Source organism: Desnuesiella massiliensis (genome assembly GCF_001403615.1).
GTDB lineage: Bacteria > Bacillota > Clostridia > Clostridiales > Clostridiaceae > Desnuesiella > Desnuesiella massiliensis.
On sequence record NZ_LN879454.1, the window covers coordinates 212052 to 237121 of the forward strand.

A 25070-nucleotide genomic window follows, 5' to 3' on the forward strand; every position below is an offset into this window, starting at 1 on the left:
TTACATTGTCATATATTTTTTCCAGATACAATTATAACAGGTTTAAATGAAGAAAAATGTAGAAAAATGAAATATTTGTATATATTAATTTAATTAATTTTGATTTTGAATTATATGTTGTAGATATAAGTACCTAAGATTTTTTTCATTATAAATATGAGGTGTTGCTTTTTAGGACATTTTTAAAATAATAAACTAATGATGGGAAATGTTTTTGTACTATCATGCAAAAACACCGTAGAATTCATATTTGAATAATACGGTGCCCTAAGAATTTATTTCTCTTTTTAGTGTAAAGTTAAATAAGAGAATTTTTCTTTAATCTTAAACTTTTAATAACAATATAATAATTGAACAAAGACTTAAGCATACGCTTATTAAAGATATAAACATAACAACCTGCTTTTGATTCAAACCCGTAGACAATAGTCTGTGATGTATTTGACTTGCATCTGCCTCATAAATAGGCTTACCCTTTATAATTCTTTTAATGACTACATAAACATTATCAAAGATTGGCACTCCTAAAGCCAATATGGGGACAGCGAGAGAAATAATTGTAGCCTGCTTAAAGACACCTTCCAGTGCAATTATAGCCAAAATAAATCCCGAAAAATTTGCGCCAGAATCGCCTATATAAGTCTGAGCAGGATATTTATTATATTTTAGAAATCCTATCAATGAACCTACAAGTAGTATAGACATCATGGCTGAATCAGTTTGATTTTTTGCTAAGGCAACTACAAAAAGAGTAGAACCTGCAATAGCTGATAAACTACCTGCAAGCCCATCTACACCATCCGACCAATTTATTACAGTGGTAACGCCCAAAATCCATGTAATGCTTAGCAAAAGACCTACTCCTTTTGATAATATAATGTACTCATTTGTGAATGGATTAGTAAATCCATTAAAAACAATTCCTGAATGGTAAATCATGAAAGCTGATATCATTTGTATTATTAATCTTGGAAGTACAGCAAACTCTTTACCTTTACTTTTATACCAATCGTCAACTATACCAATTATAAAAACAAGAAGAGATGAGACTAATATGTATGTGAACTCTTTCTGAATGGGTCGTATAAAAATAAGATAACCGGTAAAAAATGCTATAAATACGCCGACTCCACCTACTAAAGGCATAGGCTTTTCTTGATTTTTCCTTTTAGTAGGTTTATCAAGAAAATCAAATCTAACAGCTAATTTTATTAAAAATGGAGTAATAAAATAAACGATTAAATAGACTGCTAAAAAAGCATAAAAATAATTCATAAGAACTAACCTTCCTTCTATTTACATTGAAAAGCCTTTAAGTCTATGCATTCAGAATAAATTACAAAACTAACATAGCTCTTAGCTTACTATACTAAGAGATTTGCGAAACACTTATACTATACGATAAAGTTTATGTTCATGTTGTGAGTTTATAAGTGAACCAACTATTCGTAAAATGACCGATTGCAAAGAGAACAACTACAATCCCCAGATATATTGATTGACTCCATAGCGCTGCAAATTCAAATGCAGAGGCTGGAAAATATGCAATTTCAAATCAGTGCCATTTAACTAATATCAAAATTATACCATATTTTCTACAAATTTTATAGTTGGATAGAAAGCATACAAATTTAAAAACGCCGTAAAATTCAGATTTGAATGATACAGTGTTTAGTAAATTATTATTTTTTAGTTATGAACTTAAATAGGAGTTAGTACAATCCAATAAAATTATTTATAAACGATTTTTCGAATTGTTTCTGTTGAAAGGCAATATTCCTCAGCAAGTTGTTCAATACTCACCTTATGAAAAAACTTATATCTGATTTCATCATTTCTCTGTGCATAGAATTTTCTTGCTCCAGAATCGGCTCCCCACTTTTTCCTTTCTTTATCTGATGGAACATATAATGTCTCACCGGAAACATACTTCTGTAATTCCTTTAAAAGCTCGTCAGGCAGAATATCTGATGCATTTCTACATTTCATAGGAAATCCGACCTTTCCTATGAATTTTTCGCCATGAACTCTTCAATAGAATTATACTCATCTATGGCTACACCATGGTTATGAATTTCGTCTATAATGTACTTTTCCAACTCCTCAGCACGTTTACGGAAATCTAACAAATTTTCTGAACTGTACTTGCCGCATAAATCCATTTCCTTAAGCCCAAATTCTTCTTTTACAATATCGAGCTCACGCTGTAAATAACAGCTCCAAACAAAGGTTTTTTCAGCATCTCTTTGGTCACACCAGTAATAAATTCTTCTCCAAGTATAACAAAGTTCCTGATACCAGTCAGCCAGATCATGAAAATCCTCATTATAAATCTTATTTTCATTTTTAGGTTTCCTATTACTCATGAATTTACGTGTAGAAAGAATCATTACATGACACAAATTTTTAAGTTCATCAACAGAATCAGCATGGATGATTGCCGTATAATACTGCATAAAATTTTGGGGTATCTCTTTCATAACTGATAGCTCGGATATCTGATTGATTTGGCTGTATTTAAAATATGTCTGATTTACAAAAGCAACTGCAACAGAGAGGTAGTCAGCGATAAATCCAGAAGCCATTCTAACCTTGCCCAACCTATCCTCGAACATCATTGTTTGATAAATCTCCATGGCTATATTAAGCTTTTCAAGTGCTTTTTTGAACATGAATTCCGGGTTTTTAAGATTTGCCTGTAACTTTGCTTGCATAGCAAGAAAACGATTTTTATCCTCTTCATTTCGATAATAAAGAATTTGTGCATAGCCTAAACAAGTGGTATTATAATCATCTAAGTTCGCCATCTTTTCAATTCGTTCCCAGGACCTGGGATACAGGTCGTAACCTATTCCCTCAACGATAAATGTTTTGGCAAGATTATGTGCTTTTTCGTTTGCTGGGATGAAGTAGTCAAAGGATGCGACATCTTTATCCTGCTCAAGTTTAAACTGCCCAGTCCCTATCAATAAGCATACATCTTCTTTATATTCTTTTAGAATTTTGTCAATCGCCCAGTTGAGTAGTTTTTCGTTTTTAGTTTTCATAGTAAAATCACCTTTCACATAGAGTTAAGCAGCGGCCGTTTACTTACAATTAAATTATAGTATAAACATATATGGAATAAAATGCCGAGAATTTTTAAGAGCATTCTTCACCTTAACTAGTGAAGGCTATATAAATAATCTTTACTTTAGATTAGTTTACTATAATGAGTTGATTTATATCAAAATTAATGCATTGAGACGCAAAAAACACCGCAGAACTCAAAACATTAAATAACGCGGTGTCCACGCAAATTATTGCTTTTTCAGTTGCTACGTTAAATAATAATTATAGATATTAATTATTCTATCTCACACGTCCTACTTTTCCTTTTTTAAAGTTACTATAAGCAGTATCTAACATGATGGTAATACTTTTGTAGTTATTCCATTTATCTTCTACTTCATATATGCTGTCTTCTATATCAAACTCACATAAAACCAAATCTGAATAATCTCTTAAATAGTGCTCATAATAACTCCTTGTAAATTCGAGTCCCTCCTGATTAAAATCTTCACCCCACAGCTTGCCATCACAATCTTTAAGTAAAAATTCCACTCCTGTCATCTGTTCATTTCTTACTTTCTCCAAATCTTCCTTAGAATATTTTTTATGAATACTTCCTTCCAAGTTATGTTTAATAATCCATGCTATATACATTCCCATATGAGCCGCGGCATACACTAGTCCAGCTTTAATATGCTTGCTATTTTCTTTATCCTCTTCAAAATTAAAGCGCTTGCAATATTCATTATAGGCATCATCAAAATGCCAATTTACATTATCAAAATAATCTTTCATCTTATTACTCCTTATATATCCATATTTTGTATTATTTTTCACATAAGCTTCTTATTTAAACATTTTAGCCTTAACATGAGATGTATTTAAACTAGTGATAGGCAATATCTTTGTATTGTGACACAATAATTTAATATTCTGTTTCATATTAATGTAGTATTTAATTGAAAATTTATATAATTTGTTGCTTTATCATGATTCATGTAAGAAATATGCATTTAAACAAGAACATTTTTCGATGATTTTCATACAATGTTACTATGGAGGTGTTCAATATGTATGATAAGAATCCCTATAATCCAATGTATGATAATAATCCATACAATTCGATGTATGATAATGATAGCTATAACTCGATGAATAATGCTAACGCTAATACTAATATTAATGATTGTAATTTGTGCCAAAGATTTGCTACTATTCTTAAAAGCCAAATTCTTCAATCAGAAAGAAATCTTTGTGCAGTTACCCGTATGAGAAATATTAATGCTGAAATTTTAGGAAGACCAACAAGAAGTCCTCTTGCTCTCAATGCTCTATTCTCTTTTGAAGATATAGACGAGAGAGGTCAAGCATTAAATTTAGGTGAAACTGTCATTCTTCAAGAGGAAATTAACCCATTTATCAGTGCACTTAGAGCAGAAGGCATTTTAGTTACTGCACTTCATAATCATTGGCTATTTGATAGACCAAGATTAATGTATATTCATTTTGAATCTATAGATAATCCAATTTCATTTGCTGAAAAAGTTGCTAGGGCTTTCCAAATTCTTGAACGTAATTGTTAATTATTATAAGGGCTTAAGTGGTGATACTTGAGCCTTTTTTCAATGGAAGATAGATAAAAACTAAATTTTATTTTACTTCTTTTACACACCAAATATTTCCGTTTTTAATAATTGTCAATGTAGTTTCTGTAGTTTCTATAGGGGTATAAGAAGTAGCCCAATAAAATTTTATTTTCACTTCAAACGCAGAGACACTTAGTTTTTTATTAGAAATTATTTCGTATTTATCAAGCCAAGGACTTGAGGCGCCAATATTCCAAAAATTCTCTTCAGGGTTGCCCCATTTTCTGATAAGGTCACTTTTCAATTCGTCACAAGCAACGGCATAATGAAAGATTCCATTTCTTGTAAGTTCTGCTTTAGCCCAAATTTTAACAACTTGTTCAGGTGACGTTGCTCCTAATTCATCTAAAGCCTGTTGAAAAAAAAGAATTTGACTTTTTCTTTGTTCATCTGTTATATTTGCATAATAATCTAGAAATTCATTAGAAGGCGTATTGCTTTTAGATGAATATGCTTGTGTTTGAAAGTGCTCTAAGTTTATATTACTTAATGATATTGTAATAAAAATGGCTGTAGCAAATTTATAAATACTTTTCATAATAAATCCACTCCTTTAATAAGTAACACTTACACTTTTAAGCTTTTGTAGATGCAAACTACTTTATTAGTGGAAATATTAACATATAGTATTTTAAGCTTATAATATTTAGAAGATTGTGGTTTAACCTTAACATTTGATGTATTTAAATTAGTGACGGGTAATATATTTGAAATGCGACATAAAAAACATCACAAAATTCAAGTTTGAATAATGCAGTGCACTGGAAAATTGTTCGCTCTTTAGTTGTTACATTAAATAAGAAAGAGCTGTCACTATAAAGGGGAGTATTTTTGTAGATATTATTCTGCCTTTTCAAGGATAAGAAAGAGACTTGACTCGTCTACTTCCTCAATGCGATAATAACACCCTGACTCCTCTCCTAGTTTTTTAAGTGTATCCTCTGAAAAGGTAATAGAAATAAACCCGTCCTTGCATACGATTGTGCCATCCTTCGTTTTTTCCAAATCAATTTCTCCAAGTAAACCATTATTCGCTTGCTCATGGAACCAGGTCAGCCTATGATTCCAAAATTTCGGACTATATGTACTGAAATAGGCCTTTCCCCTAGGAGTCAGTACCTTCATACATTGTTCAATCAGATGAATAGGTTGTCCCTTCATCGCTGATAAACCGTTTTGCAAACACAATACCACATCAAATTCTTCACCAAACGCAAGGTTATAGGCATCCATCACTTGAATGTTACAGTTCGGGCATTCTTTTATATAATCCTTGCCAAGATTCACTGTTGACTCTGAGATATCAATTCCTACAACGCTGGCTGAGAAAGGGGCCAATTTCTTGATAATACGTCCGTATCCGGCTCCAACCTCCAGCACTTTCTCGCTGCCATGCAAATTCCGGCACACAAAATCGATTTCTTTATCCAAATAACGCTTAATCCTTGGATACTTTGTCTGGTAAACCTGAAAGAGTTTCGTAGAGTTTAAGTTCTGTCTGTAATAGTTACACATAATCCCACCTCCTAGTTAAAATTAATTTGTATGTTTCCATATTATACAATTTCTGCTTAACTTAAGGATAATTATACTATAATGTGAAATTATTTCATACATTGAAAATATATATGCGTTCTTCCTGTAGAATGAATAGAACTAGCTTTATCGTTTAATACTGCATTATTCAATTTTCAAAGATCATCATTCACATTTTAAACTTAATAATTACTTAGCTTTTTCTTCAAAATGTGAACCAACTATAGGTATGCTACATGTATTTATAATTACGAAAGCTATATTGAAGTTTATCCTTCCTCTATGATGCTGGATAAATTCCCCATGTCACGCAATGTAGTGATATATTGGAGAAATCGTGGGGTGCGCTTTTCTATATCATCTTGGCTTATACCTCTAAAAACTAATAATTGATTCATTAGACTATCTCCACCGCCGCTACATTGCCAGTGTCCTGTAGTTTCCTCAAAAAATAAGCAAATATCCTGCATTTTTATTTGCTCGGGGGCGGAATTATTACGTTCCATGAATTTTTGTATTTTTATATAAGCCTGCTCATAAAAAACTGAGTTGCGTTCAGTATGAGGTAGATAGTATCCACGTATATTTAGCCCAAAATGTTCAGGAGAAGAGTTCATTGCTTCCTCATGCATGGCATTGTCTTCTTTGTGCCATTTTTCTATTTCCTCATCTGTCATATCAAATGAAAATTGTGATGGCTGATGTTCCAATTTATCTTTACAATAGTTCATAATCACATTACACTGAAAACTCTTCATACGCTTATCATCCGATTTAAGAGGTAGAGCATCACAGTGATTTAAAAAATATTGCTCTGTTTCCTTAAGTGTATGAGCACAAGCGGTTACCAGCTTAGCACAGTCATCCACCCACTGCTGAAATCTTTCTTCTTGTTTATCAACAGAAACTTTTATTATTTTCCCAATAGTAGTTACACCATCATTGCTTTTAATCGTGACACTTCCATCTTTATTTCGCTGAATTGACATTATTACTCCTCCAATTTCTTAAACATCATATGAATAACCTGTGTTTGGACTCATTTAACAAGTGTGATTTAACTAATATCAAAATTGTACCACATTTTCTATATATCCTATAGTTATATAGAAAACTTACAAATTTTAAAGGCTAAAATTTTATTAAGAAACGTAAGGTACAAAGGAAAGCCAATATATCTGTAAGTATTACAATAAGACTTTCACCGATACTTATACAAAAACAACTGATTTTAAGAAAGAGAGCCGATATTTGTTTAGTTATATACATTATATTACAATTAATGTTATAATCAGGATGTTAAAACGCTAGAGTTTAGCATGTAGTTATTATTTATTGCAATTGTTGACTATGAAAATAAATTTATCTAAAAGGAGGACATTATTTGAGAAAACATTATATTGACAATATACGAACATTAGGGATTTTATTACTATTTCCATTTCATACCTCTCGTATATTTAACTCATTTGAAAGCTTTTATGTAGTTGGGAAACCAAATATTATTTGTGATAATTTTATAAGAATTTCCTCAGAGTGGTTTATGCCACTATTGTTTGCGATTGCAGGAGTTAGTGCTTCATTAGCCATGGAGAAATATTCGATCAAACAATTCATTAAGGAACGTTTTTTAAAACTCTTTATTCCATTTATCTTTGGAGTTATTTTAACAGTTCCTATTCAAACTTTTTTTGCAGAAAAACAGCATAATGGGTACACGGGAAACTATTTTCAGCAGTACATATTATTTTTTACTAAAAGAACTGACTTAACTGGATATAGTGGTGGCTTTACTCCTGCACATTTATGGTTTTTACTATTTTTATTTGTTATTTCTTTAGTATCATTACCTCTAATAATTCTATATAAAAAATCACACAAAAAAATAAACGAAAGCAAGTTTAATCTATGGATAATACTTTCATTATTTTTGTTTAACTTTTTTCTAAGTGCTTTTGAAATTGGTGGACAAGGTTTTGGTAAATATCTATCATTTTTTCTATTAGGTTATTTAATTTTAAGTACCAATGGAGCTATAAAACTATTAGAAAATAAACGCTTAATTTTAACTACTTTGGCAATTATGTTTTCGATTATCCGTATGGTTATGATTTATAGGATAAATTTTAAGAATGTTTCATTTGCAATTAATTTCTTATCTTCGGCATTTAATCATTTAACTACATGGGTTATAATCTTAGCCATCTTTGGCTTAGGAAAATGCTACTTAGATTTTTCTAACAGTATTTTAGATTACTTTTCTAAAGCTTCTTTCCCCATATACATTTTTCATCAAACTTGGTTAGTAGCAATTGGTTATTATGTTATAAATGTCATTAATAATGGTCTAATACAGTTTAGCATTATTATGATTTTAACTTTTATAGCAAGTGTTTTAACCTATGAGATTATAAGGCCAGTACCAATGGCAAGATTTATGTTTGGATTAAAAAAATAGCAAAATATTGACAGAATACAGAGAGTTTCAAAGGTACAAGATCTTCTAAAATGCCGAGATAATCTTTCAAGAGAGGTAAAATCATATTGTAATTAATGTTATAATTGGTATATAGTTAAACTGTAATTTAATACACATTTGTAAAATATAAGGGGGATATAAAATTGAAAGATTTTCGTATTGAAACACCTAATCTAATTCTCAGAAAGTTTTCACCCTTCGATTCAAAAGATGTAGCATATTATAGTCAGCAACCTAATGTAGCATACTGGATGTCTGATATGGTGTTACATAACGAGTCCAAGGCACTTTCTTGGATAAATCGGGTGAATGAAAGATTTGATGCTACTGAGCCTTTTATAATATTAGGAATTGAACATAAAATTGAAGGTACATGTATTGGTGTTGTGGGTGTTCATCCGAAAGCTGAACTAGATAATGAATTTGAAATCCTTTATGGTATTTCTGATAATTATCAAAAGAAAGGATATGCAACTGAAGCATCTAAAGCACTAATTCAGTGGGTTTTTAAGAATACTAAGCTAAAGTCCCTAACTGCAATCGTAAAACCAGAAAATGTTTCATCTAAAATTACAATCGAAAAACTTGGTTTTGAATATGTTGATACCAAGGTAATACCATATGATGGTAATATGTGTAAGTTTAATTATTATAAATTATATAATAATCAGTAATAATATTCTTAAAAAGTGAATATAGGGAAGCCAAAAAAAGGTCTTCCCTATAAATATTAATATATTTTCAACTACTGAATAATACGATATTCTAAAACAATTATTTTAATTATCATTCAACAAATATTCCTTTATACCTTTCCATAGGTAACCTTTCGCAAGCTTCTCCACAGAATCTAATCTATCTATCTGATTGTTTTTCTCAATAGCGTTTAAATTGTATCCTTGCTTAATAACTATGAATTTTCCAATACCAGGTTCTAAGGCCCTTTGTGGGCATCCATAAATACATTTTAAGCAAAGTAAGCAATTATTATTAAAGACAGGAGTACCGTTAACTAATGTAATATTTGATCTAGGACAAGCTTTTTCACACCATCCACATCCGTTACAGTTTTCATTAGCCTTAATCCTTTTACCGAAGGATCTAGCACCAACTTTTTCAAATTCGCCAATATAAGAAAGAAATCTATTTAGTAAACTTGGCTTCGTTCTAAAAGTAATATCTGAGGATAAGTCATCAATTATCTTATCAATTTTAGTAGGGAGTACTTCCAGCAATCTTACTGCGAGGCCATCGATAGTGGGAATGATCCAGTTAGATGGCATTATAAGCATTTTTTCATATATGACATTAAAGCCTTTCTTCTCTAGACGCTTAATACAGTGTAATCTACAAGCAGTATTAGGAGTAATCTCCCCACCGCCTGATACAGATATTACCACAGCTAGTTTATTATCCACTTTAGGAATAGCATCGATATATTCATAAACTGATTCAGGAGCATTACAAGCATGTACAGCATATATAATTATAAGCATATCTTCTGAGTCGTTTATTATCTTGTTTCTACTATTTAATTCATGCTTTATAACAATCTTGCCTTTTGCTTCTAAAGATTTTTCAAAAGTATTGGCAACTCTTGCCGTGCCGCCTGTACCAGAAAAGAATGCAATTTTAATTTTATTAACACCACTAAATGTGCTCATACTATATCCTCCATGGATTTTTGATAGTTAACTTGAATATATTTAGATGCTAATTCATTCTATAAAATCTTTCTCATATAATATCGTTTATGCCCAGCAGGAACGTTATCTAATTCTCCGAATATTTCATACCCATTTTTAATATAAAAATCTTTTGCTTGAAAATCCATTGTTTCTAAATGAATAAGAGTACATTCTTGTTCTCTTGCAATCCTCTCTATTTCATTTAGGAGTTTTGAACCATGTCCATTTTTTCTATAGTTTTCACTAACCCATAGCATATCTATGTACATAGTATTCCAGCAATAATATAAAATACAGTTAATGCCTCCTATGACATTATCCTCTGTATCCTTCAATACTCTATTAATTGGAATTGAGGGGACATCTTGTTTTAAATGAATTACTGCAGAATTATATTTAATAATTCCTTTCCACACTAAATCCTCCTCATCTTTTGTACTTTCCTTAATAGTACATAACCCCATTTTATACCCTCCATATATATTAATTAATAAAAAAACCATACTCTACAAAGACAAACTAAAAATGCTGTGTATTTAATAACACAGTATCTGTTATATATTATAAGTAATCAAAAACATTCACTAATTTCATATCTTCACATTGGTTGATTAAATTCATCAATATTGGTAGATGACCAGCACCATAAAGTACAAAAACTCGTTCACAACCCATACTAACTTTCTGTAGATTAGCAAAAATCCTAATATTTCTTTCATACCAACGAGATAAATATTCAGAACCAATATAATCATTGCCGGCTCCAAGCTGATTAGGAAGTAGGTACCATATATTATGTTGTTTTAGTGACCAATCACCATTAAAATATTTATATAGGTCAGTTATGGTGCCCGTCTTTTTGACTTTAGAAACGTCATTATTAAGGCTATTGCAAAATTCAGAGTTTATCTTAGCCCATCCAGGGATTTCTTTTTGGGCTATTTCAAGAATTGTATTGTTTTCAGATAATGTTATATAGTCTATAGCATATACATTGTCCTTTTTCAGCATTTTAGCAAGCCTAAACCCAATTTGAATTGATTCATTATTGTATGTTATTGGATACTTATCTCCAGCAAAGTTAATATAACCTAGGAGACTTGTTTTCATTTTTTCATAATTTGAGAAGTCTTCCAAGGAGATAGAAGCATAAGCTTCCGTGATAGCTTGTTGTGAGTCCATGGGAGCTTCAATAATAATCTTATCTGGATTAAACTTCGAAAGCTTATAAACTAATTCCTGTATTTCCCCTTGAACTTTTGTAGAGTAAAAATCAATATCCTTTTGTTCAAAAAAGTGAAAACTCCCTAACAATAATATTTCCGTTTTTCTAAATCTATCCATGATGTTATACCTCACATTTATATTTAGACAACTATGCTATTTTAAATAGGTCCCCAAGGTAAGAAAATGTATCAGCGAATTCACCTAATTCTATTAATGTTTTAATCTGCTCTGGGGTTGCCCATTTCGCTCCACATACTTCCTCAGGCTGATAAATAACTTCTGAAATATCTACTTCTTCCTTGAACAGCCACACATCAACAAGATCATGAAAATCATAGTGTTGTCCTTTTAACCTAAAGAGACATTTACCCTTTGTAGGGGATAAGTTAATACCGATTTCTTCTTTTACTTCTCTTAATGCAGCTTTTAGACTATCATCTCCAATGACTGCTGCACCAACAGTGGGTTCCCACAGGTTGGGAAGGTGTGCCTTGTTTGCTGCACGTTTTGTGATTAAATATTCTCCATTGCTATTTTTTATCCAAACATGCACAAGGAGATGGTATTCATCTTTTCCCATAGGTTTTCCACGTTCAATAGTTTTTCCTGTTTTGTTTCCAGCTTCATCAAGTATGTCCCAAAGTTCCATTTAGTAACCTCCAATAAATAAAAGTTCTTATCAAGAGAAGATAGATAAACAACTTCAACTATTAACTTATACATGCACCATAATGGCTTGAAGATACCATTTTGGAACATGTATAAGTTAAGTTTACGTATTGTTTATCTATAGGTATTTACTCACATTGGTTTTTTAACATTATTAAAGCCATATCCCATAAAAGCGGTAATAATACATCCGACACCTAAAACTAAAAGTATAAGCCATGCCCATTTAGGAGTGTTTTTGTTCTTCTGAAATATATTATTCTTTAAAATAGAATAATAATCAGTAAATGCATTCCATATGCCATTAAAAATACACCATACTCCCATAATTATTCTACAAATTATACCAATATAATATACTTCAATACCTTTACCAATAAAGAATGGTGTTATAAATAATATAAAAAATATTAACATAAGAGGGATGTTAATCAATAGATTAATTTTTTTAAACTTTGATGCTTCCATTCTACTACCTTCCTTTACATACTAAATTTATTTTATGGCTTTTAAATGCTGAAGGTGTATTCCTATATGTCCTATACCAATTATGATAGCAGATGCAATCAGCCAAATAACCTTACCATAAATGCCTAATAGTAAAAAAGCCATGACAGGGAGACTGGCAAGAGGCACGGGAATCCCACAAAAACTACGATAAAAATTTTCTTCTGTATACTCGTTAGTAAAATATCTAATCCAACAAATCTCATAAAGAATCATCAATGAAAATGATGCTATTAGCCACAAACTCCAGGCTGAAAAGGCACCAATGTTAAAATCACTAAAAATCAATACACTGCATGTGCAGCATACCTGTCCAACACGTTCAAATAATAATAATATTTTGTTTTCTTGGGTAGTGTTATAATCTATTGGCTGATTCTTGCTCCAAATGATATTTGGAATAAATAACATCAATGAATATATGAGACCTACATATGAAAATCCTAAATGACCTAACATATAATACCTCCTGAAGAATTTAATTAATATCAAAATTATACCATATTTTCTATATACTTTATAGTTGGATAGAAAATATATAAATTTAAAAGCACCATAAAATTAAGATGATATGCTCCACCTTTTAGTGGCAGATTTTTATTTTTGGCTTTGTTTTAAACTAATGCTGGTAACTGATTAGTTTTTAAGAATTGGGTTATATAGATGTAAACAGTTGTGAAGGTTAAAATTAGTTATGCCGATATTTATAAAAATATATAAATATATATAAATATATAGTAGATATTGGTATAATTTATAAAACGGTTGCTTCGCAATCGTAAACTATTGCGAATTAAGGTGGTATTTTATTATGAAATCTAAGGTTTTTTCTATAGGTGTTACTATTATTGTTATAATAACAATAATAGTAGTATTTGGGTTTTATTTCAAAGGGAATAGTGAAAGCCTTAACTGGATAAAAGATTTAAACTATGAAGAAAATCAAGTGCACGATATGTCGATTGGCTTTTTAAATCCTTGCCCTTCAATTCCTGTAATGATTGGGGATAAAGAAATGAAATTAGAATTTGATACAGGTAATGCAGAAGGTATATTTATTACAACGGCTATTAAAGGAAAAGTAGATTATGACATAACTGGAAAATCTACAGAACTCAATGCAGATGGTACATATAGGGGAAACGGTACTTCTATATTACTTAAAAGTGTAAATGTATTTGGTGAAAAATATTCAAATGTTAAATCATCCCTTACTGATTGGAGAATGTATGGATTTTTCAAAATTAATGGAACAATTGGCTTAGAATATTTTAAGAACAAGGTAGTAACTTTAGATTATAAGAATAAAAAGATAGCAATAAGTGATAAACCTATAGATTATAGTAAACTACAAAATGATAAATATACATTATTACCACTTGAAAGTCTCAATATGTGTAATGATAAGGATTTATTGTTTTTCCAAGGAGAAGTAAATGGGAAAAAAAGTACTATATATTTAGATACTGGTTCAAATCGTTCATTTATCAATCTTGAAGATAATAATAAGGCTACTACTGTAGAAGTAAAATTAGGAGATAAAAAATATAAATTTAAGAATTTAAAACATGATAAAATTGGATTTAAATATAAATTTGAATATCCTTTAAGATTAGCAATCAATTCAGACTTATTAAAATGTAATCATTTTGTTATAACTATTGACAAGATACAAAATAACCTAATTATTTATCAGAATTAGTACACCATTTTCTTATATGACGAATCAAAAAATTATAACATAGTTACTAACAAGTTATCCAAAACAAATATAGATGGGGCTGTTGCACAACTAACTAAATAGTTAGCTGTGTAGCAGCCCTGTTTTATTTCAGATATAGAAAATGCGGGGCTCGAAAGCCCCGCAAATGTTGTATAATTATAGTATGCAAAAACCAAATTATCAACATAAAAATTATACTTCATCAAATGGATATTATCAACTGGTTCTTCCATTTGATTTTGAAATGTTGATACCTGAGGATGATTCAGTCCGCCTGCTTAGCCAAATATTGGAGGGATTAAGTTACGAAAAATTATACAAGGCGTACTCTTCCGTTGGAAGAAAACCGGCAGTGGAACCTAAAATCCTATTTAAGGTATTAACATATGCTTATTCAAACAACATATATTCGAGTAGAAAGATTGAAACAGCATGCAGAAGGGATATTAACTTCATGTGGTTACTTCAAGGCGCGAAAGCACCGGATCACGCTACAATTGCTAGGTTTAGAAAAGAATATTTATCAGAAGCAGTGGAAGACTTGTTTTATCAGCTAGTTCAATATCTTCATAGTATAGGAGAAATCAATTTTGAGAATCTTTTTGTAGATGGAACGAAAATTGAAGCAAATGCTAATCGCTACACTTTTGTATGGAAAAAAGTTGTTAATAAAAATGAAAGCAAGATGTTTGAGAAGATACAGTCTTGCATTGAAGCTGTTAACTTAAGCTTTATGACAAACTTTGCTGTCGCAAAGGATAACACTGCTCAGGATATTAAGAAAGTACTTGACTTTATTAATCAAAAGATAAATGAAGAAAATATAGAGCTAGTTCATGGTATTGGTAAGCGCAAATCAAAGCTTCAGAAATTCAAAGAGGAGCTAGAATGTTACTATGAGCGTCAAGAGAAATACAACATGCATAATGGGATATTCAATGGAAGAAATAGTTATTCGAAGACTGACCATGATGCAACTTTTATGCACATGAAAGATGATCATATGCGCAACTCACAGCTAAAACCAGGTTACAATGTTCAAATAGGAGTAGAAAGTGAATATGTAACTGGTGTTGGTATATTTCAGGATAGAGCTGATATTACTACACTAATACCATTTCTAGATGATATGAAATCAAACTTAGGAGTTAAATATAAAAATATCATTGCTGATTCTGGTTATGAAAGTGAAGAGAATTATATTTACCTAGAAAATCAAGGGCAAAAATACTACATAAAACCTCAGACCTATGAAAAGTGGAAGAAGAAAAGCTTTAAGAAGGATATTAGCAAGCGTGAAAATATGACCTATAACGAAGAAAAAGATGAGTATACCTGCCATAATGGGAAGCATTTGAAAAAGATAGGTATAGCCCATAGAACTTCAGCTACTGGCTATAGTTCAGAGACAACTGTTTATGAATGTGAAGATTGCAGTAACTGCCAGTTTAAAGCAAAATGTACAAAAGCACGAGGAAATAGGAAAATGCAGGTATCTAAAACATTTGTAGCAAAGCGTCAGATATCCCTTGAAAACATAACATCCTCAGAGGGTATTATGTTAAGGATAAACCGTTCAATTCAAGTAGAAGGAGCTTTTGGAGTACTAAAAAATGACTACCAATTCAATCGTTTCTTAACACGTGGCAAAAATAGTGTTAAGAATGAGTTCCTTCTTCTTTGTTTTGGTTTCAATATAAATAAATTGCATTCAAAAATACAAAATGATAGGTGCAAAAAACATCTTCATGAAGCAAAAATAGCCTAAGAGTAAGACAAAATTTCTCAAAAAAGTGTTAGGCTTATTTAAGTGCGTCAAAAAATCAAGAATTCATGAAAACTTGGAGTAATGGCCCCGTTTTTATAATCGATTTTTATCTGAATACAAAAAAGGAGTGGAGCAAACTACTTTTTAAAGTAGTTTTGCGACACTCCCAACTTTTAGGCTATAATCCAAATATAAATTATTTTTACGATGTATTTTCCTACATAATCAAATATTTTATTTGAGTTATTGATGATTCAAAAATAAAATTATTCAACCATCCTATTTTTATAGTAATATTTTTTATCATGTTCATTTATTTCCCTTAGTACACGGCAGGGATTTCCTACAGCTACTACATTTGCAGGAATATCGTGAGTAACAACACTTCCAGCGCCTATAACCGAATTATCGCCTATGGTAACCCCAGGTAAAATCACTGCATTAGAACCTATCCACACATTGTTACCAATTCTTACGGGAATTGAAAATTGAGTACCAAGTTTGCGAAGCTCCGGGTCAACAGGATGACCTGTAGGTGTTATTGTCACATTAGGTGCTATCATTACATGATCGCCTATATAAACATCAACATCATCTACAATTACAAGATTAAAGTTAGCATAAAAATCATGGCCAATATGTACATTTGTACCATATGCCATGTGTAATGGCGGTTCAATCCAAGTATTCTCACCCATATGGCCCAATAGTTTTTTTAATAAATCTTTCCTTTTTGCTTCTTCACTTGGACGTGTAAGGTTATAATCATATAATAATTCTTTACACCTTCTACGCTCCTCTTCAAGGCCCTCTCCCATATCTGTATATAGCATACCATTCTTCATTTTCTCTCTAATTGTCATAGTAACCTCCGTGATTTATAATATTTGTTTTTTTAAATACCTTCTGTGATACATGCTTGGATAATTCATTAGAGTGGTGGAGACTTTTTATTATATAATGTTTTGCATTATTTATGGATAGGTAGAATATATGCTCTGTTACTATTACTATAGTAGCTGCTTTCACCAGTTCTCTTATTACCAAAAATCCAAAAAACATATCCATTAACGGGCAATTCATCGTTATTAAGCTTATTAAATCCATTGTCTGTAATCAAGAAGTTTTCAAAATCTTTTACTCCCCAATTTGCGCAACCTCCATCATATTTAACAGTATAATATGGATATTCCTCTTGAGGTTTTGCTTTCTCTAAATCTAAATAGCTTAGAGCATAAAAAAATTGATCCTCATTGATTAATCCATCATCATAATGCATCCATTCACTAACTTTCATTGGCTTTATAATATACTTATTTTTATTAGAAGAGAAGTTTATCTTATATAAAACTATTCCTTTATTATCGTTAGTTAGAAACGAATATTTTAATTCCTTTATTTCTCCTGAATCCTCAAAGCTAGCAGCAAAATTTTCTATCTTTGTATATTCACTGATTCCTAACTTTTGCTTTATTGTATTATGATCTTCGTTTAAATCAATTGTATATATATTATTACTAGAGGCATTTACTACTCTTTGCCTTTCGAAATAAGAGTTTTGAATAATAGGAGTTAATACACCCCAAATAAATACGAATAAGCCTAAATGCGCTATGGCTTTTTTTACAGGCTTGTTAATCTGTGGCTTTAAGAAAGCTAAATAAATAATAAACCCTGCTGGTAATGCTAGATCGTTAAAGTTAAACCTAAAACTACATAATAAGTAATAACTAATTAATTTGAGTAGTAGAAAATCTTCATGATCAGTTCTGTATTTCCTATAAATAAAAATAAAAGCAATTACTACTGACAAAGTTGATAATACCTGTATTAACACTTAGTCCTCCTCCTTGAAATTAATAACTCTTAGGTAGATATTTAGGTTGCATCACGATATTTATTATTGTGATTTAATGGATATAAAAATTATACCATATTTTACATATATTCGATGATTATAAAACTATAATAATTTTAAAACATTATATTATTTAGTTTTAAAGCACATAGCTTGACAAATAATTAGTACATAGATATGTTGGTATTAGTTCATATGAAATTACGAAATATGCATTAACCAGTTTATAAATTGAAGCCTTATATGGAGAGGATTAAAATATGAAGGATATTATAATAACTGAAAGAAAACCCTTAGTAGAAGAATATATTCAATTAAGAAATTCTATTGGTTGGAAAATACTTCAATACGATAAAATTAAGAAGGGGTTGGATAATTCGATTTACTGTGTTTGCGTAGAGGAACAGGGTAAACTGATAGGGTTTGGTAGAATTGTTGGAGATGGAGGAACGGTCTTCTATATACAAGACATAATGGTTAAACCATCATACCAAAAACAAAATATTGGAACACTAATTATGGAAAAGTTGATGTATTACATTGATGATAATTGTATAGATGATGCTATCATTGGTCTTATTGCCATAAGCAAACTTGATAAATTTTATAAAAAATTTGGATTTACATATAACCAAGATAATCACTTTTATAGATATAGTAAATAAGCTTTAAATAGTTTTTATTTTATTAAATTAGGTGTAGCTATATGTAAATATAATTTACCAGCCGTTTTCTGTGGGGGATAGATTGAAGTAGTTGAAAAATCAAGGTTTCAACTAATGAATAGAAAAATTTCTTGAAAATGCGTTGTGATTGGTAAAAGTTTTTATATTATGTTGATTTTACTAGGTTTATGATATATTATCTATAATAAAGAATGGCTATTTTTCAGTAGTTTAACCTTAACATGAGATGTATTTAAATTGTATAGCTTGCCAGCATTCTTACTACCTTGAGATAGTTTAACCTTAACATGAGATGTATTTAAATCCATCTTTGCCAACCATGATGGAATGGTTGGTATCTTGTTTAACCTTAACATGAGATGTATTTAAATTCTTTATTAACACTTACTATCTCGCTTAGCCTAGCTGTTTAACCTTAACATGAGATGTATTTAAATCCTCCACCTAACATTTCTTGCAGCTTAGATAAAGGGTTTAACCTTAACATGAGATGTATTTAAATATGCAGTTATTGGGGCCTTCTAAAGTTCCCCCGCCATGTTTAACCTTAACATGAGATGTATTTAAATTAGAAAGATATTTAATAAGTAAATATAGACCAAAATGTTTAACCTTAACATGAGATGTATTTAAATACGGTACCTTTAGCAATAAGGTGATGAATTAGTACGTTTAACCTTAACATGAGATGTATTTAAATTTTTTATACTATTGTTTATTTTTTATTTGTTCTAATGTTTAACCTTAACATGAGATGTATTTAAATTTTATTTAATGATTGGTGCAGTACCTGCTCAGTGTGTTTAACCTTAACATGAGATGTATTTAAATTCTATATTTACTAATGAGGTATTATATCCTCGCTCCGGTTTAACCTTAACATGAGATGTATTTAAATTCCATCATTCTTTTAGCTTCAAGCACTAAAGATCGTTTAACCTTAACATGAGATGTATTTAAATTCATTTTCAGCTCTAGTCTTTAATTCTGTTTTTAAGTTTAACCTTAACATGAGATGTATTTAAATTACGAAAAGTATTTAACATTAGAATATTACTTTATAAGTTTAACCTTAACATGAGATGTATTTAAATGTTGCTGTAAAAATAAGTAGTGAAAAAAAGCGAAGGGTTTAACCTTAACATGAGATGTATTTAAATTGGGTAGAAATGCTCAACCTATAGAATTATTACAGGTTTAACCTTAACATGAGATGTATTTAAATATTGCAGAAACATGACTGTATCTAATTGACTTAGAGTTTAACCTTAACATGAGATGTATTTAAATTTTGGTGTTCAACTCATAAGATATAAATTTAAAATAGCGATTAAAGATGATGAGTCATCTCAGTAATGACTTATTCCTAATGTATATAGAAATATTAGAAAAAAACTTATTGGGATACGGATATTATCTTGCTAAAAATTAATTTTACCAACCTTATTGAAATTTGAAATCCACTTAAAGCCTTTAAAATAGAGCTTAAGTGGGATTTTTTTTGAACAAATTAAAATAGCACTTGGTGCCTGGTAAAAAATCAAGCAATCTCTTTATTTTCAATGGATCTGAGGATATAATAAAAATAAAGAATGTTGATTTTACAGTGGTTGAACCTTAACATAGGATGTATTTAAATTGCTAATACTTCCTTTCTAAGTGTTCTTAAGTTCTAGTTGAACCTTAACATAGGATGTATTTAAATTCACACCTACTTATATGTTTTTCTAAAGGCTCCTTGTTGAACCTTAACATAGGATGTATTTAAATTTTCTTCACCTCTGCTATAAACCTATTTTAACTAAGCGTTGAACCTTAACATAGGATGTATTTAAATATTAGCGTATATGTTAGGGATAACCAGGTCTGCAATTGTTGAACCTTAACATAGGATGTATTTAAATATATCTTTTACTTTTACCCATTCTTCTTTCCATGCGTTGAACCTTAACATAGGATGTATTTAAATAGTATTAAATCCTTCTCCAGTTGCTTGTATCTCTTCGTTGAACCTTAACATAGGATGTATTTAAATTCATTAGTACATTCTCCTATTTTTTCTTTTAAGTCAGTTGAACCTTAACATAGGATGTATTTAAATCAGGTAACTTCATCATGGCGGTACCTTTGATGTTTTGTTGAACCTTAACATAGGATGTATTTAAATTCGCATTTCTCTTTAGATAGATATTGTGTTTCTATCGTTGAACCTTAACATAGGATGTATTTAAATGTAAAAGCTTTTAATAAGTTTGAAGAATCTTTTATAGTTGAACCTTAACATAGGATGTATTTAAATTTAACATAAAAATAACCGTTAACCCAAGCTTTTCCTGTTGAACCTTAACATAGGATGTATTTAAATCCAAAGAGATTATTAGCATTTGACCATACTGTTTTAAGTTGAACCTTAACATAGGATGTATTTAAATAAGAAGGGGATATACTTATACAAACATTCTTAACCAGTTAAACCTTAACATAGGATGTATTTAAATAAGAAGCAATGAATGTAGAAGCAGCCCTTCAACAAATGTTGAACCTTAACATAGGATGTATTTAAATTTTGGTGTTCAACTCGTAAGAAATAAATTTAAAATAGCGATTAAAGATGATGAGTTATCTCAGTAATGACTTATTCCTAATGTGCATAGAAATATTAGATATAGAAATATTAGAAAAAAGCTCATAGGGATACGAATATTGTCTTTCTAAAAAGTAATTTTATCAGCCTTATTGAAATTTGAAATCCACTTAAAGGCTTTAAAATAGAGCTTTAAGTGGGATTTTTTTTGAACAAATTAAAATAGCATTTGGTGCATGGTAAAAAATCAAGCAGTCTCTTTATTTTCAATGGGCTTAAGGATATAATAAAAATAAGAAATGTTGATTTTACAATGGGTTGAACCTTAACATAGGATGTATTTAAATTTTCTTCTTATGCTAAAAGCCTCAAGTATTACTTTATGTTGAACCTTAACATAGGATGTATTTAAATCCATTTAATGCTGAGTTGTCTACTTTTATAGCACCAGTTTAACCTTAACATGAGATGTATTTAAAGTGTTTATATGGTCTGGCTCTATTCTTGTCCATCTTTGCTGAACTTTAACATGGAATGTATTTAAACTTTGGTATTTAACTCATAAGAAATAAATTTAGAATAGTACTTAAAGGTGGTGAGTCGTCTCAGCTATGGCTTGCATTCTAATATATATAAGTACTAGAAAAAACTCATTAATATATGAATACGGTCTTGATAAAAATTAATTTTACCAACCTCATTAAAATTCCTTTTAAGGTCCTTAAAATACGGCTTTAAGAGGAATTTTTTGAATAAAGTAAAGAAATGCCTGGTGCTTGGTAAAAAATTAAGCAATCTCTTTATTTTCAATGGGTTTAAAGATATAATAAAAAGAAAGAATGTTGATTTTACAGTGGCTTAACCTTAACATGGGATGTATTTAAATTTTGGTGTTCAACTCATAAGATATAAATTTAAAATAGCCATTAAAGATGATGAGTCATCTCAGTAATGACTTATTCCTAATGTATATAGAAATATTAGAAAAAACTTATTGGGATACGGATATTATCTTGCTAAAAATTAATTTTACCAGCCTTATTGAAATTTGAAATCCACTTAAAGCCTTTAAAATAGAGCTTTAAGTGGAATTTTTTTTGAACAAATTAAAATAGCATTTGGTGTCTGGTAAAAAATCAAGCAGTCTCTTTATTTTCAATGGGTTTAAGGATATAATAAAAATAAGGAATGTTGATTTTACAATGGATGAACCTTAACATAGGATGTATTTAAATTATAGTTCTTTTTAAAAAGAATGATGTAATTTATGATGAACCTTAACATAGGATGTATTTAAATCATGAGAAAAGGAGAGTATCTTATGGCACTGCTTGATGAACCTTAACATAGGATGTATTTAAATCATTGTAATTTTTAGGTATTGCTCCATTATGCTCTTGATGAACCTTAACATAGGATGTATTTAAATGCCATTAAACCACTTCCAACAGAATTATTGCGCTTTGATGAACCTTAACATAGGATGTATTTAAATCCGTAGATAGTTTCAAATGTGCAATCAATATTTACCGATGAACCTTAACATAGGATGTATTTAAATACCCTTTCGGCAAGCTCCTTTTGAGAAAGTTTAATGATGAACCTTAACATAGGATGTATTTAAATGAGGAATTAAATAAAATATTTACTGCTATAGATGAGATGAACCTTAACATAGGATGTATTTAAATTACTTTTTAATGAGTTTTGAGTATGCTTTAATTGCCGATGAACCTTAACATAGGATGTATTTAAATTTTGTTGCTAAATCCCTATTTGTAAATGAAAAGTTGGATGAACCTTAACATAGGATGTACTTAAATGTTGTTGTATATTTCGCCTCGAAGCATATTGCCCGAGTTTAACCTTAACATGAGATGTATTTAAATCTTGCACCAAGGTTATGTACTAGAAAGGAATAAAATAGTTTAACCTTAACATGGGATGTATTTAAATCTCAATCCATCTAGTTTCTTAACTGCTAAATATATTGTTTAACCTTAACATGAGATGTATTTAAATTTCCACTCTTTATCTGACAATTTACAGCTTCTTATGTTGAACCTTAATATGAGATGTATTTAAATCGAGGACCAGCAGAACTTGATAAGTTCTTAGAAAATGTTGAACCTTAACATGAGATGTATTTAAATCTTACTTGTGTCCATTCGAGTTGTATTTTTCTTTTAGTTGAACCTTAACATAGGATGTATTTAAATACTATAACCACCTTTATTCTCATATACCAACATCCCCCGATGAACCTTAACATAAGATGTATTTAAATCTAGCTAGTGTCTTTATAGTGTTAAGAACATTTATCGATGAACTTTAACATAGGATGTATTTAAATTACATTCCTCTAAAGTGAGAGTGTAATATAATTGACTGTTGCAAAGAATTTGTTTTTTCACTTAGTGGTACTTTAATTTTAGATCATTCGGTTTTTATGTGGGCACTTTTATGGCTCAGTTTTTTAGACTAATACTGATAGGCCGAAGAAATCAATTGAATTTTCTCTACACTCGTTTCTTGGTCTAATAACTCTATTCTTAATGAATCTTTTCCTGATGTTTTATTAAATTTTCTTTTACCTCTTTTCTTTCAACTACTTCTAAAAGAGCCTCTATTCCATAATCATCATCTAGCGGTTTAACGGTTGCTCTCTAAAAATACAATGCAAATTTTTTATTATCGCGGATTTAGTCCACATGCTAAAGACGTATCTTTAGCTAATCTTATTACTAATTTATAATGAAACTTTTAGACGGAACAGGTCTTTCTATAGTTAAGTATTATTTCTTTAGGGCAATTTTAATCATAGGGTAATGATTCGTTTGTTATAACAAAATAATGAGAAATTATTAGTCCACTGTACCATTGAGAATTTTAATTAAAACTATAGAATAATAAGTAAGAGGTGAAAATGATGAAAAAGATGAATATTACACAAAGAATGTATGAATCAGGTGCGCTTGCAATTGTTAGGGTTGAAACCTTTGAAAGAGCCTGTGAGATTGCGGAAGGATGCATAAAGGGCGGTATTCCTGTAATGGAAATGAGTTTTACATTAAACAATGCAGCTGACATTATTGATGGTTTATCTAAAAAGTATGGTGATAATCTATGTGTAGGTGCAGGTACGGTTTTAGATAGTGAAACTGCTAGATATGCCATATTGAAAGGGGCTAAATTTATTATTGCGCCGACCTATTGCCCAGAAGTTGCTAAAATCTGCAATAGATATCAAATTCCATATGCGCCTGGATGTACTTCTGTTACAGAAGCTGTTAATGCATTAAGTATGGGGGCAGCTTTTATAAAGGCTTTTCCTATTTCTGATTTTTATGGACCAAAGCTAGCTAAGGTTTTTAAAACCCCAATCCCAGACATGCCTATTTTAGCTAGTGGTGGGGTTAATTTAGATAACTTATCTAAATGGTTGGAAAATGGTGTTGACATTTGTGGTTTTGGTGGATTATTAACTAAAGGTAGTTCTGATGAGATTGCAGAAAATGCTGCTAAAATTCGAAAAATTATTACTGAGTATCGTAGTAAAAATAATTAGGCATCGTAAAAAAATATCTTATAGATTCCTTCTAATGCAGGTATTGTCATGAATACTTGCAGTTAGAAGGAATTCTTTTA

The 25070-nt window shown here is 30.3% G+C and carries 22 protein-coding genes and 3 CRISPR repeat arrays; of the genes, 7 read left to right on the forward strand and 15 right to left on the reverse strand.

Going from position 1 to position 25070, the window contains the following annotated elements; genetic code table 11:
- Nucleotides 1-324: 324 nt before the first annotated feature.
- The 4 genes from BN2665_RS04790 to BN2665_RS04805 all read right to left on the reverse strand — a co-directional run bounded on the left by BN2665_RS04790 (nt 325) and on the right by BN2665_RS04805 (nt 3846).
- On the reverse strand, nt 325-1275 hold the full coding sequence (locus BN2665_RS04790; protein ID WP_055665981.1) for an MraY family glycosyltransferase: 951 nt from the start codon (nt 1273-1275) through the stop codon (nt 325-327).
- Nucleotides 1276-1731: 456 nt separating this feature from the next.
- Entirely contained in the window at nt 1732-1989 is a 258-nt protein-coding gene (locus BN2665_RS04795; RefSeq protein WP_055665982.1) for a CD3324 family protein, read from the reverse strand.
- Nucleotides 1990-2006: 17 nt separating this feature from the next.
- Entirely contained in the window at nt 2007-3047 is a 1041-nt protein-coding gene (locus BN2665_RS04800; RefSeq protein ID WP_055665983.1) for a DUF2065 domain-containing protein, read from the reverse strand.
- Nucleotides 3048-3351: 304 nt separating this feature from the next.
- Nucleotides 3352-3846, reverse strand: a complete 495-nt coding sequence (locus BN2665_RS04805; protein WP_055665984.1) for a DUF7832 domain-containing protein — start codon at nt 3844-3846, stop codon at nt 3352-3354.
- A gap of 356 nt (nt 3847-4202) precedes the next feature.
- On the opposite strand from BN2665_RS04805, the gene BN2665_RS04810 reads away from it, so the two are divergent.
- Nucleotides 4203-4634 carry a DUF1259 domain-containing protein gene (locus BN2665_RS04810; RefSeq protein WP_055666373.1) on the forward strand — a complete coding sequence of 144 codons (432 nt, stop codon included), beginning with the start codon at nt 4203-4205 and terminating at the stop codon, nt 4632-4634.
- Between the two features lie 67 nt (nt 4635-4701).
- Here the strand turns inward: BN2665_RS04810 and BN2665_RS04815 are convergent, their stop codons facing one another.
- The 3 genes from BN2665_RS04815 to BN2665_RS04825 all read right to left on the reverse strand — a co-directional run bounded on the left by BN2665_RS04815 (nt 4702) and on the right by BN2665_RS04825 (nt 7222).
- Nucleotides 4702-5235 (reverse strand): hypothetical protein, encoded by a 534-nt coding sequence (locus BN2665_RS04815; RefSeq protein WP_055665985.1) that lies wholly within the window; start codon nt 5233-5235, stop codon nt 4702-4704.
- A 302-nt stretch (nt 5236-5537) separates the two neighbouring features.
- On the reverse strand, nt 5538-6212 hold the full coding sequence (locus BN2665_RS04820) for a class I SAM-dependent methyltransferase (protein ID WP_055665986.1): 675 nt from the start codon (nt 6210-6212) through the stop codon (nt 5538-5540).
- Between the two features lie 290 nt (nt 6213-6502).
- On the reverse strand, nt 6503-7222 hold the full coding sequence (locus BN2665_RS04825) for a hypothetical protein (protein WP_055665987.1): 720 nt from the start codon (nt 7220-7222) through the stop codon (nt 6503-6505).
- Nucleotides 7223-7617: 395 nt separating this feature from the next.
- Here BN2665_RS04825 and BN2665_RS04830 point away from each other — a divergent pair, with 395 nt between their 5' ends.
- Together BN2665_RS04830 and BN2665_RS04835 are read left to right on the forward strand one after the other, a co-directional pair.
- Nucleotides 7618-8691: an acyltransferase family protein gene (locus BN2665_RS04830; protein WP_055665988.1), complete on the forward strand. Its 1074-nt coding sequence runs from the start codon at nt 7618-7620 to the stop codon at nt 8689-8691.
- A gap of 164 nt (nt 8692-8855) precedes the next feature.
- Nucleotides 8856-9386, forward strand: a complete 531-nt coding sequence (locus BN2665_RS04835; RefSeq protein ID WP_055665989.1) for a GNAT family N-acetyltransferase — start codon at nt 8856-8858, stop codon at nt 9384-9386.
- 105 nt (nt 9387-9491) lie between these two features.
- Here BN2665_RS04835 and BN2665_RS04840 read toward each other — a convergent pair whose 3' ends face one another.
- The 6 genes from BN2665_RS04840 to BN2665_RS04865 form a co-directional block, all read right to left on the reverse strand.
- Nucleotides 9492-10376 carry an EFR1 family ferrodoxin gene (locus BN2665_RS04840; protein ID WP_055665990.1) on the reverse strand — a complete coding sequence of 295 codons (885 nt, stop codon included), beginning with the start codon at nt 10374-10376 and terminating at the stop codon, nt 9492-9494.
- 59 nt (nt 10377-10435) lie between these two features.
- Nucleotides 10436-10864 (reverse strand): GNAT family N-acetyltransferase, encoded by a 429-nt coding sequence (locus BN2665_RS04845; protein ID WP_055665991.1) that lies wholly within the window; start codon nt 10862-10864, stop codon nt 10436-10438.
- Between the two features lie 97 nt (nt 10865-10961).
- Nucleotides 10962-11744, reverse strand: a complete 783-nt coding sequence (locus BN2665_RS04850; protein WP_055665992.1) for a DUF5694 domain-containing protein — start codon at nt 11742-11744, stop codon at nt 10962-10964.
- 31 nt (nt 11745-11775) lie between these two features.
- Complete coding sequence (locus BN2665_RS04855; RefSeq protein ID WP_055665993.1) at nt 11776-12276, reverse strand: NUDIX hydrolase; 501 nt, start codon at nt 12274-12276, stop codon at nt 11776-11778.
- 152 nt (nt 12277-12428) lie between these two features.
- The gene (locus BN2665_RS04860) at nt 12429-12764 is read right to left on the reverse strand and encodes a hypothetical protein (RefSeq protein ID WP_055665994.1); all 336 of its coding nucleotides are present in this window, start codon (nt 12762-12764) and stop codon (nt 12429-12431) included.
- A 27-nt stretch (nt 12765-12791) separates the two neighbouring features.
- Nucleotides 12792-13262 (reverse strand): hypothetical protein, encoded by a 471-nt coding sequence (locus tag BN2665_RS04865; protein WP_055665995.1) that lies wholly within the window; start codon nt 13260-13262, stop codon nt 12792-12794.
- Between the two features lie 352 nt (nt 13263-13614).
- On the opposite strand from BN2665_RS04865, the gene BN2665_RS04870 reads away from it, so the two are divergent.
- Together BN2665_RS04870 and BN2665_RS04875 are read left to right on the forward strand one after the other, a co-directional pair.
- The gene (locus BN2665_RS04870; RefSeq protein WP_055665996.1) at nt 13615-14505 is read left to right on the forward strand and encodes a hypothetical protein; all 891 of its coding nucleotides are present in this window, start codon (nt 13615-13617) and stop codon (nt 14503-14505) included.
- A 184-nt stretch (nt 14506-14689) separates the two neighbouring features.
- Nucleotides 14690-16294 (forward strand): IS1182 family transposase, encoded by a 1605-nt coding sequence (locus BN2665_RS04875; protein WP_055665997.1) that lies wholly within the window; start codon nt 14690-14692, stop codon nt 16292-16294.
- Nucleotides 16295-16560: 266 nt separating this feature from the next.
- Here BN2665_RS04875 and BN2665_RS04880 read toward each other — a convergent pair whose 3' ends face one another.
- Together BN2665_RS04880 and BN2665_RS04885 are read right to left on the reverse strand one after the other, a co-directional pair.
- Nucleotides 16561-17157 carry a maltose acetyltransferase domain-containing protein gene (locus BN2665_RS04880; protein ID WP_055665998.1) on the reverse strand — a complete coding sequence of 199 codons (597 nt, stop codon included), beginning with the start codon at nt 17155-17157 and terminating at the stop codon, nt 16561-16563.
- A 107-nt stretch (nt 17158-17264) separates the two neighbouring features.
- Nucleotides 17265-18131: a hypothetical protein gene (locus BN2665_RS04885; protein WP_055665999.1), complete on the reverse strand. Its 867-nt coding sequence runs from the start codon at nt 18129-18131 to the stop codon at nt 17265-17267.
- Between the two features lie 281 nt (nt 18132-18412).
- Between BN2665_RS04885 and BN2665_RS04890 the strand changes: the two genes are divergently transcribed.
- Nucleotides 18413-18817 (forward strand): GNAT family N-acetyltransferase, encoded by a 405-nt coding sequence (locus BN2665_RS04890; protein ID WP_055666000.1) that lies wholly within the window; start codon nt 18413-18415, stop codon nt 18815-18817.
- Nucleotides 18818-19046: 229 nt separating this feature from the next.
- A CRISPR array of direct repeats spans nt 19047-20129; the repeat unit is 30 nt.
- 318 nt (nt 20130-20447) lie between these two features.
- Nucleotides 20448-21404: direct repeats of the CRISPR family, unit length 30 nt; unit sequence GTTGAACCTTAACATAGGATGTATTTAAAT.
- A 1223-nt stretch (nt 21405-22627) separates the two neighbouring features.
- A CRISPR array of direct repeats spans nt 22628-23641; the repeat unit is 30 nt; unit sequence GTTGAACCTTAACATAGGATGTATTTAAAT.
- A gap of 710 nt (nt 23642-24351) precedes the next feature.
- Nucleotides 24352-24990 carry a beta/alpha barrel domain-containing protein gene (locus BN2665_RS04895; protein ID WP_055666001.1) on the forward strand — a complete coding sequence of 213 codons (639 nt, stop codon included), beginning with the start codon at nt 24352-24354 and terminating at the stop codon, nt 24988-24990.
- Nucleotides 24991-25070 lie beyond the last annotated feature (80 nt).

Coding starts and splice junctions, on each gene's coding strand:
- BN2665_RS04810 (WP_055666373.1), top strand. CDS start 4,203: ATGAATAATGCTAACGCTAATACTAATATTAATGATTGTAATTTGTGC.
- BN2665_RS04880 (WP_055665998.1), bottom strand. CDS start 17,157: ATGACAATTAGAGAGAAAATGAAGAATGGTATGCTATATACAGATATG.
- BN2665_RS04795 (WP_055665982.1), bottom strand. CDS start 1,989: ATGAAATGTAGAAATGCATCAGATATTCTGCCTGACGAGCTTTTAAAG.
- BN2665_RS04870 (WP_055665996.1), top strand. CDS start 13,615: ATGAAATCTAAGGTTTTTTCTATAGGTGTTACTATTATTGTTATAATA.
- BN2665_RS04865 (WP_055665995.1), bottom strand. CDS start 13,262: ATGTTAGGTCATTTAGGATTTTCATATGTAGGTCTCATATATTCATTG.
- BN2665_RS04825 (WP_055665987.1), bottom strand. CDS start 7,222: ATGTCAATTCAGCGAAATAAAGATGGAAGTGTCACGATTAAAAGCAAT.
- BN2665_RS04845 (WP_055665991.1), bottom strand. CDS start 10,864: ATGGGGTTATGTACTATTAAGGAAAGTACAAAAGATGAGGAGGATTTA.
- BN2665_RS04855 (WP_055665993.1), bottom strand. CDS start 12,276: ATGGAACTTTGGGACATACTTGATGAAGCTGGAAACAAAACAGGAAAA.
- BN2665_RS04890 (WP_055666000.1), top strand. CDS start 18,413: ATGAAGGATATTATAATAACTGAAAGAAAACCCTTAGTAGAAGAATAT.
- BN2665_RS04820 (WP_055665986.1), bottom strand. CDS start 6,212: ATGTGTAACTATTACAGACAGAACTTAAACTCTACGAAACTCTTTCAG.
- BN2665_RS04860 (WP_055665994.1), bottom strand. CDS start 12,764: ATGGAAGCATCAAAGTTTAAAAAAATTAATCTATTGATTAACATCCCT.
- BN2665_RS04805 (WP_055665984.1), bottom strand. CDS start 3,846: ATGAAAGATTATTTTGATAATGTAAATTGGCATTTTGATGATGCCTAT.
- BN2665_RS04840 (WP_055665990.1), bottom strand. CDS start 10,376: ATGAGCACATTTAGTGGTGTTAATAAAATTAAAATTGCATTCTTTTCT.
- BN2665_RS04850 (WP_055665992.1), bottom strand. CDS start 11,744: ATGGATAGATTTAGAAAAACGGAAATATTATTGTTAGGGAGTTTTCAC.
- BN2665_RS04815 (WP_055665985.1), bottom strand. CDS start 5,235: ATGAAAAGTATTTATAAATTTGCTACAGCCATTTTTATTACAATATCA.
- BN2665_RS04800 (WP_055665983.1), bottom strand. CDS start 3,047: ATGAAAACTAAAAACGAAAAACTACTCAACTGGGCGATTGACAAAATT.
- BN2665_RS04790 (WP_055665981.1), bottom strand. CDS start 1,275: ATGAATTATTTTTATGCTTTTTTAGCAGTCTATTTAATCGTTTATTTT.
- BN2665_RS04875 (WP_055665997.1), top strand. CDS start 14,690: ATGCAAAAACCAAATTATCAACATAAAAATTATACTTCATCAAATGGA.
- BN2665_RS04895 (WP_055666001.1), top strand. CDS start 24,352: ATGAAAAAGATGAATATTACACAAAGAATGTATGAATCAGGTGCGCTT.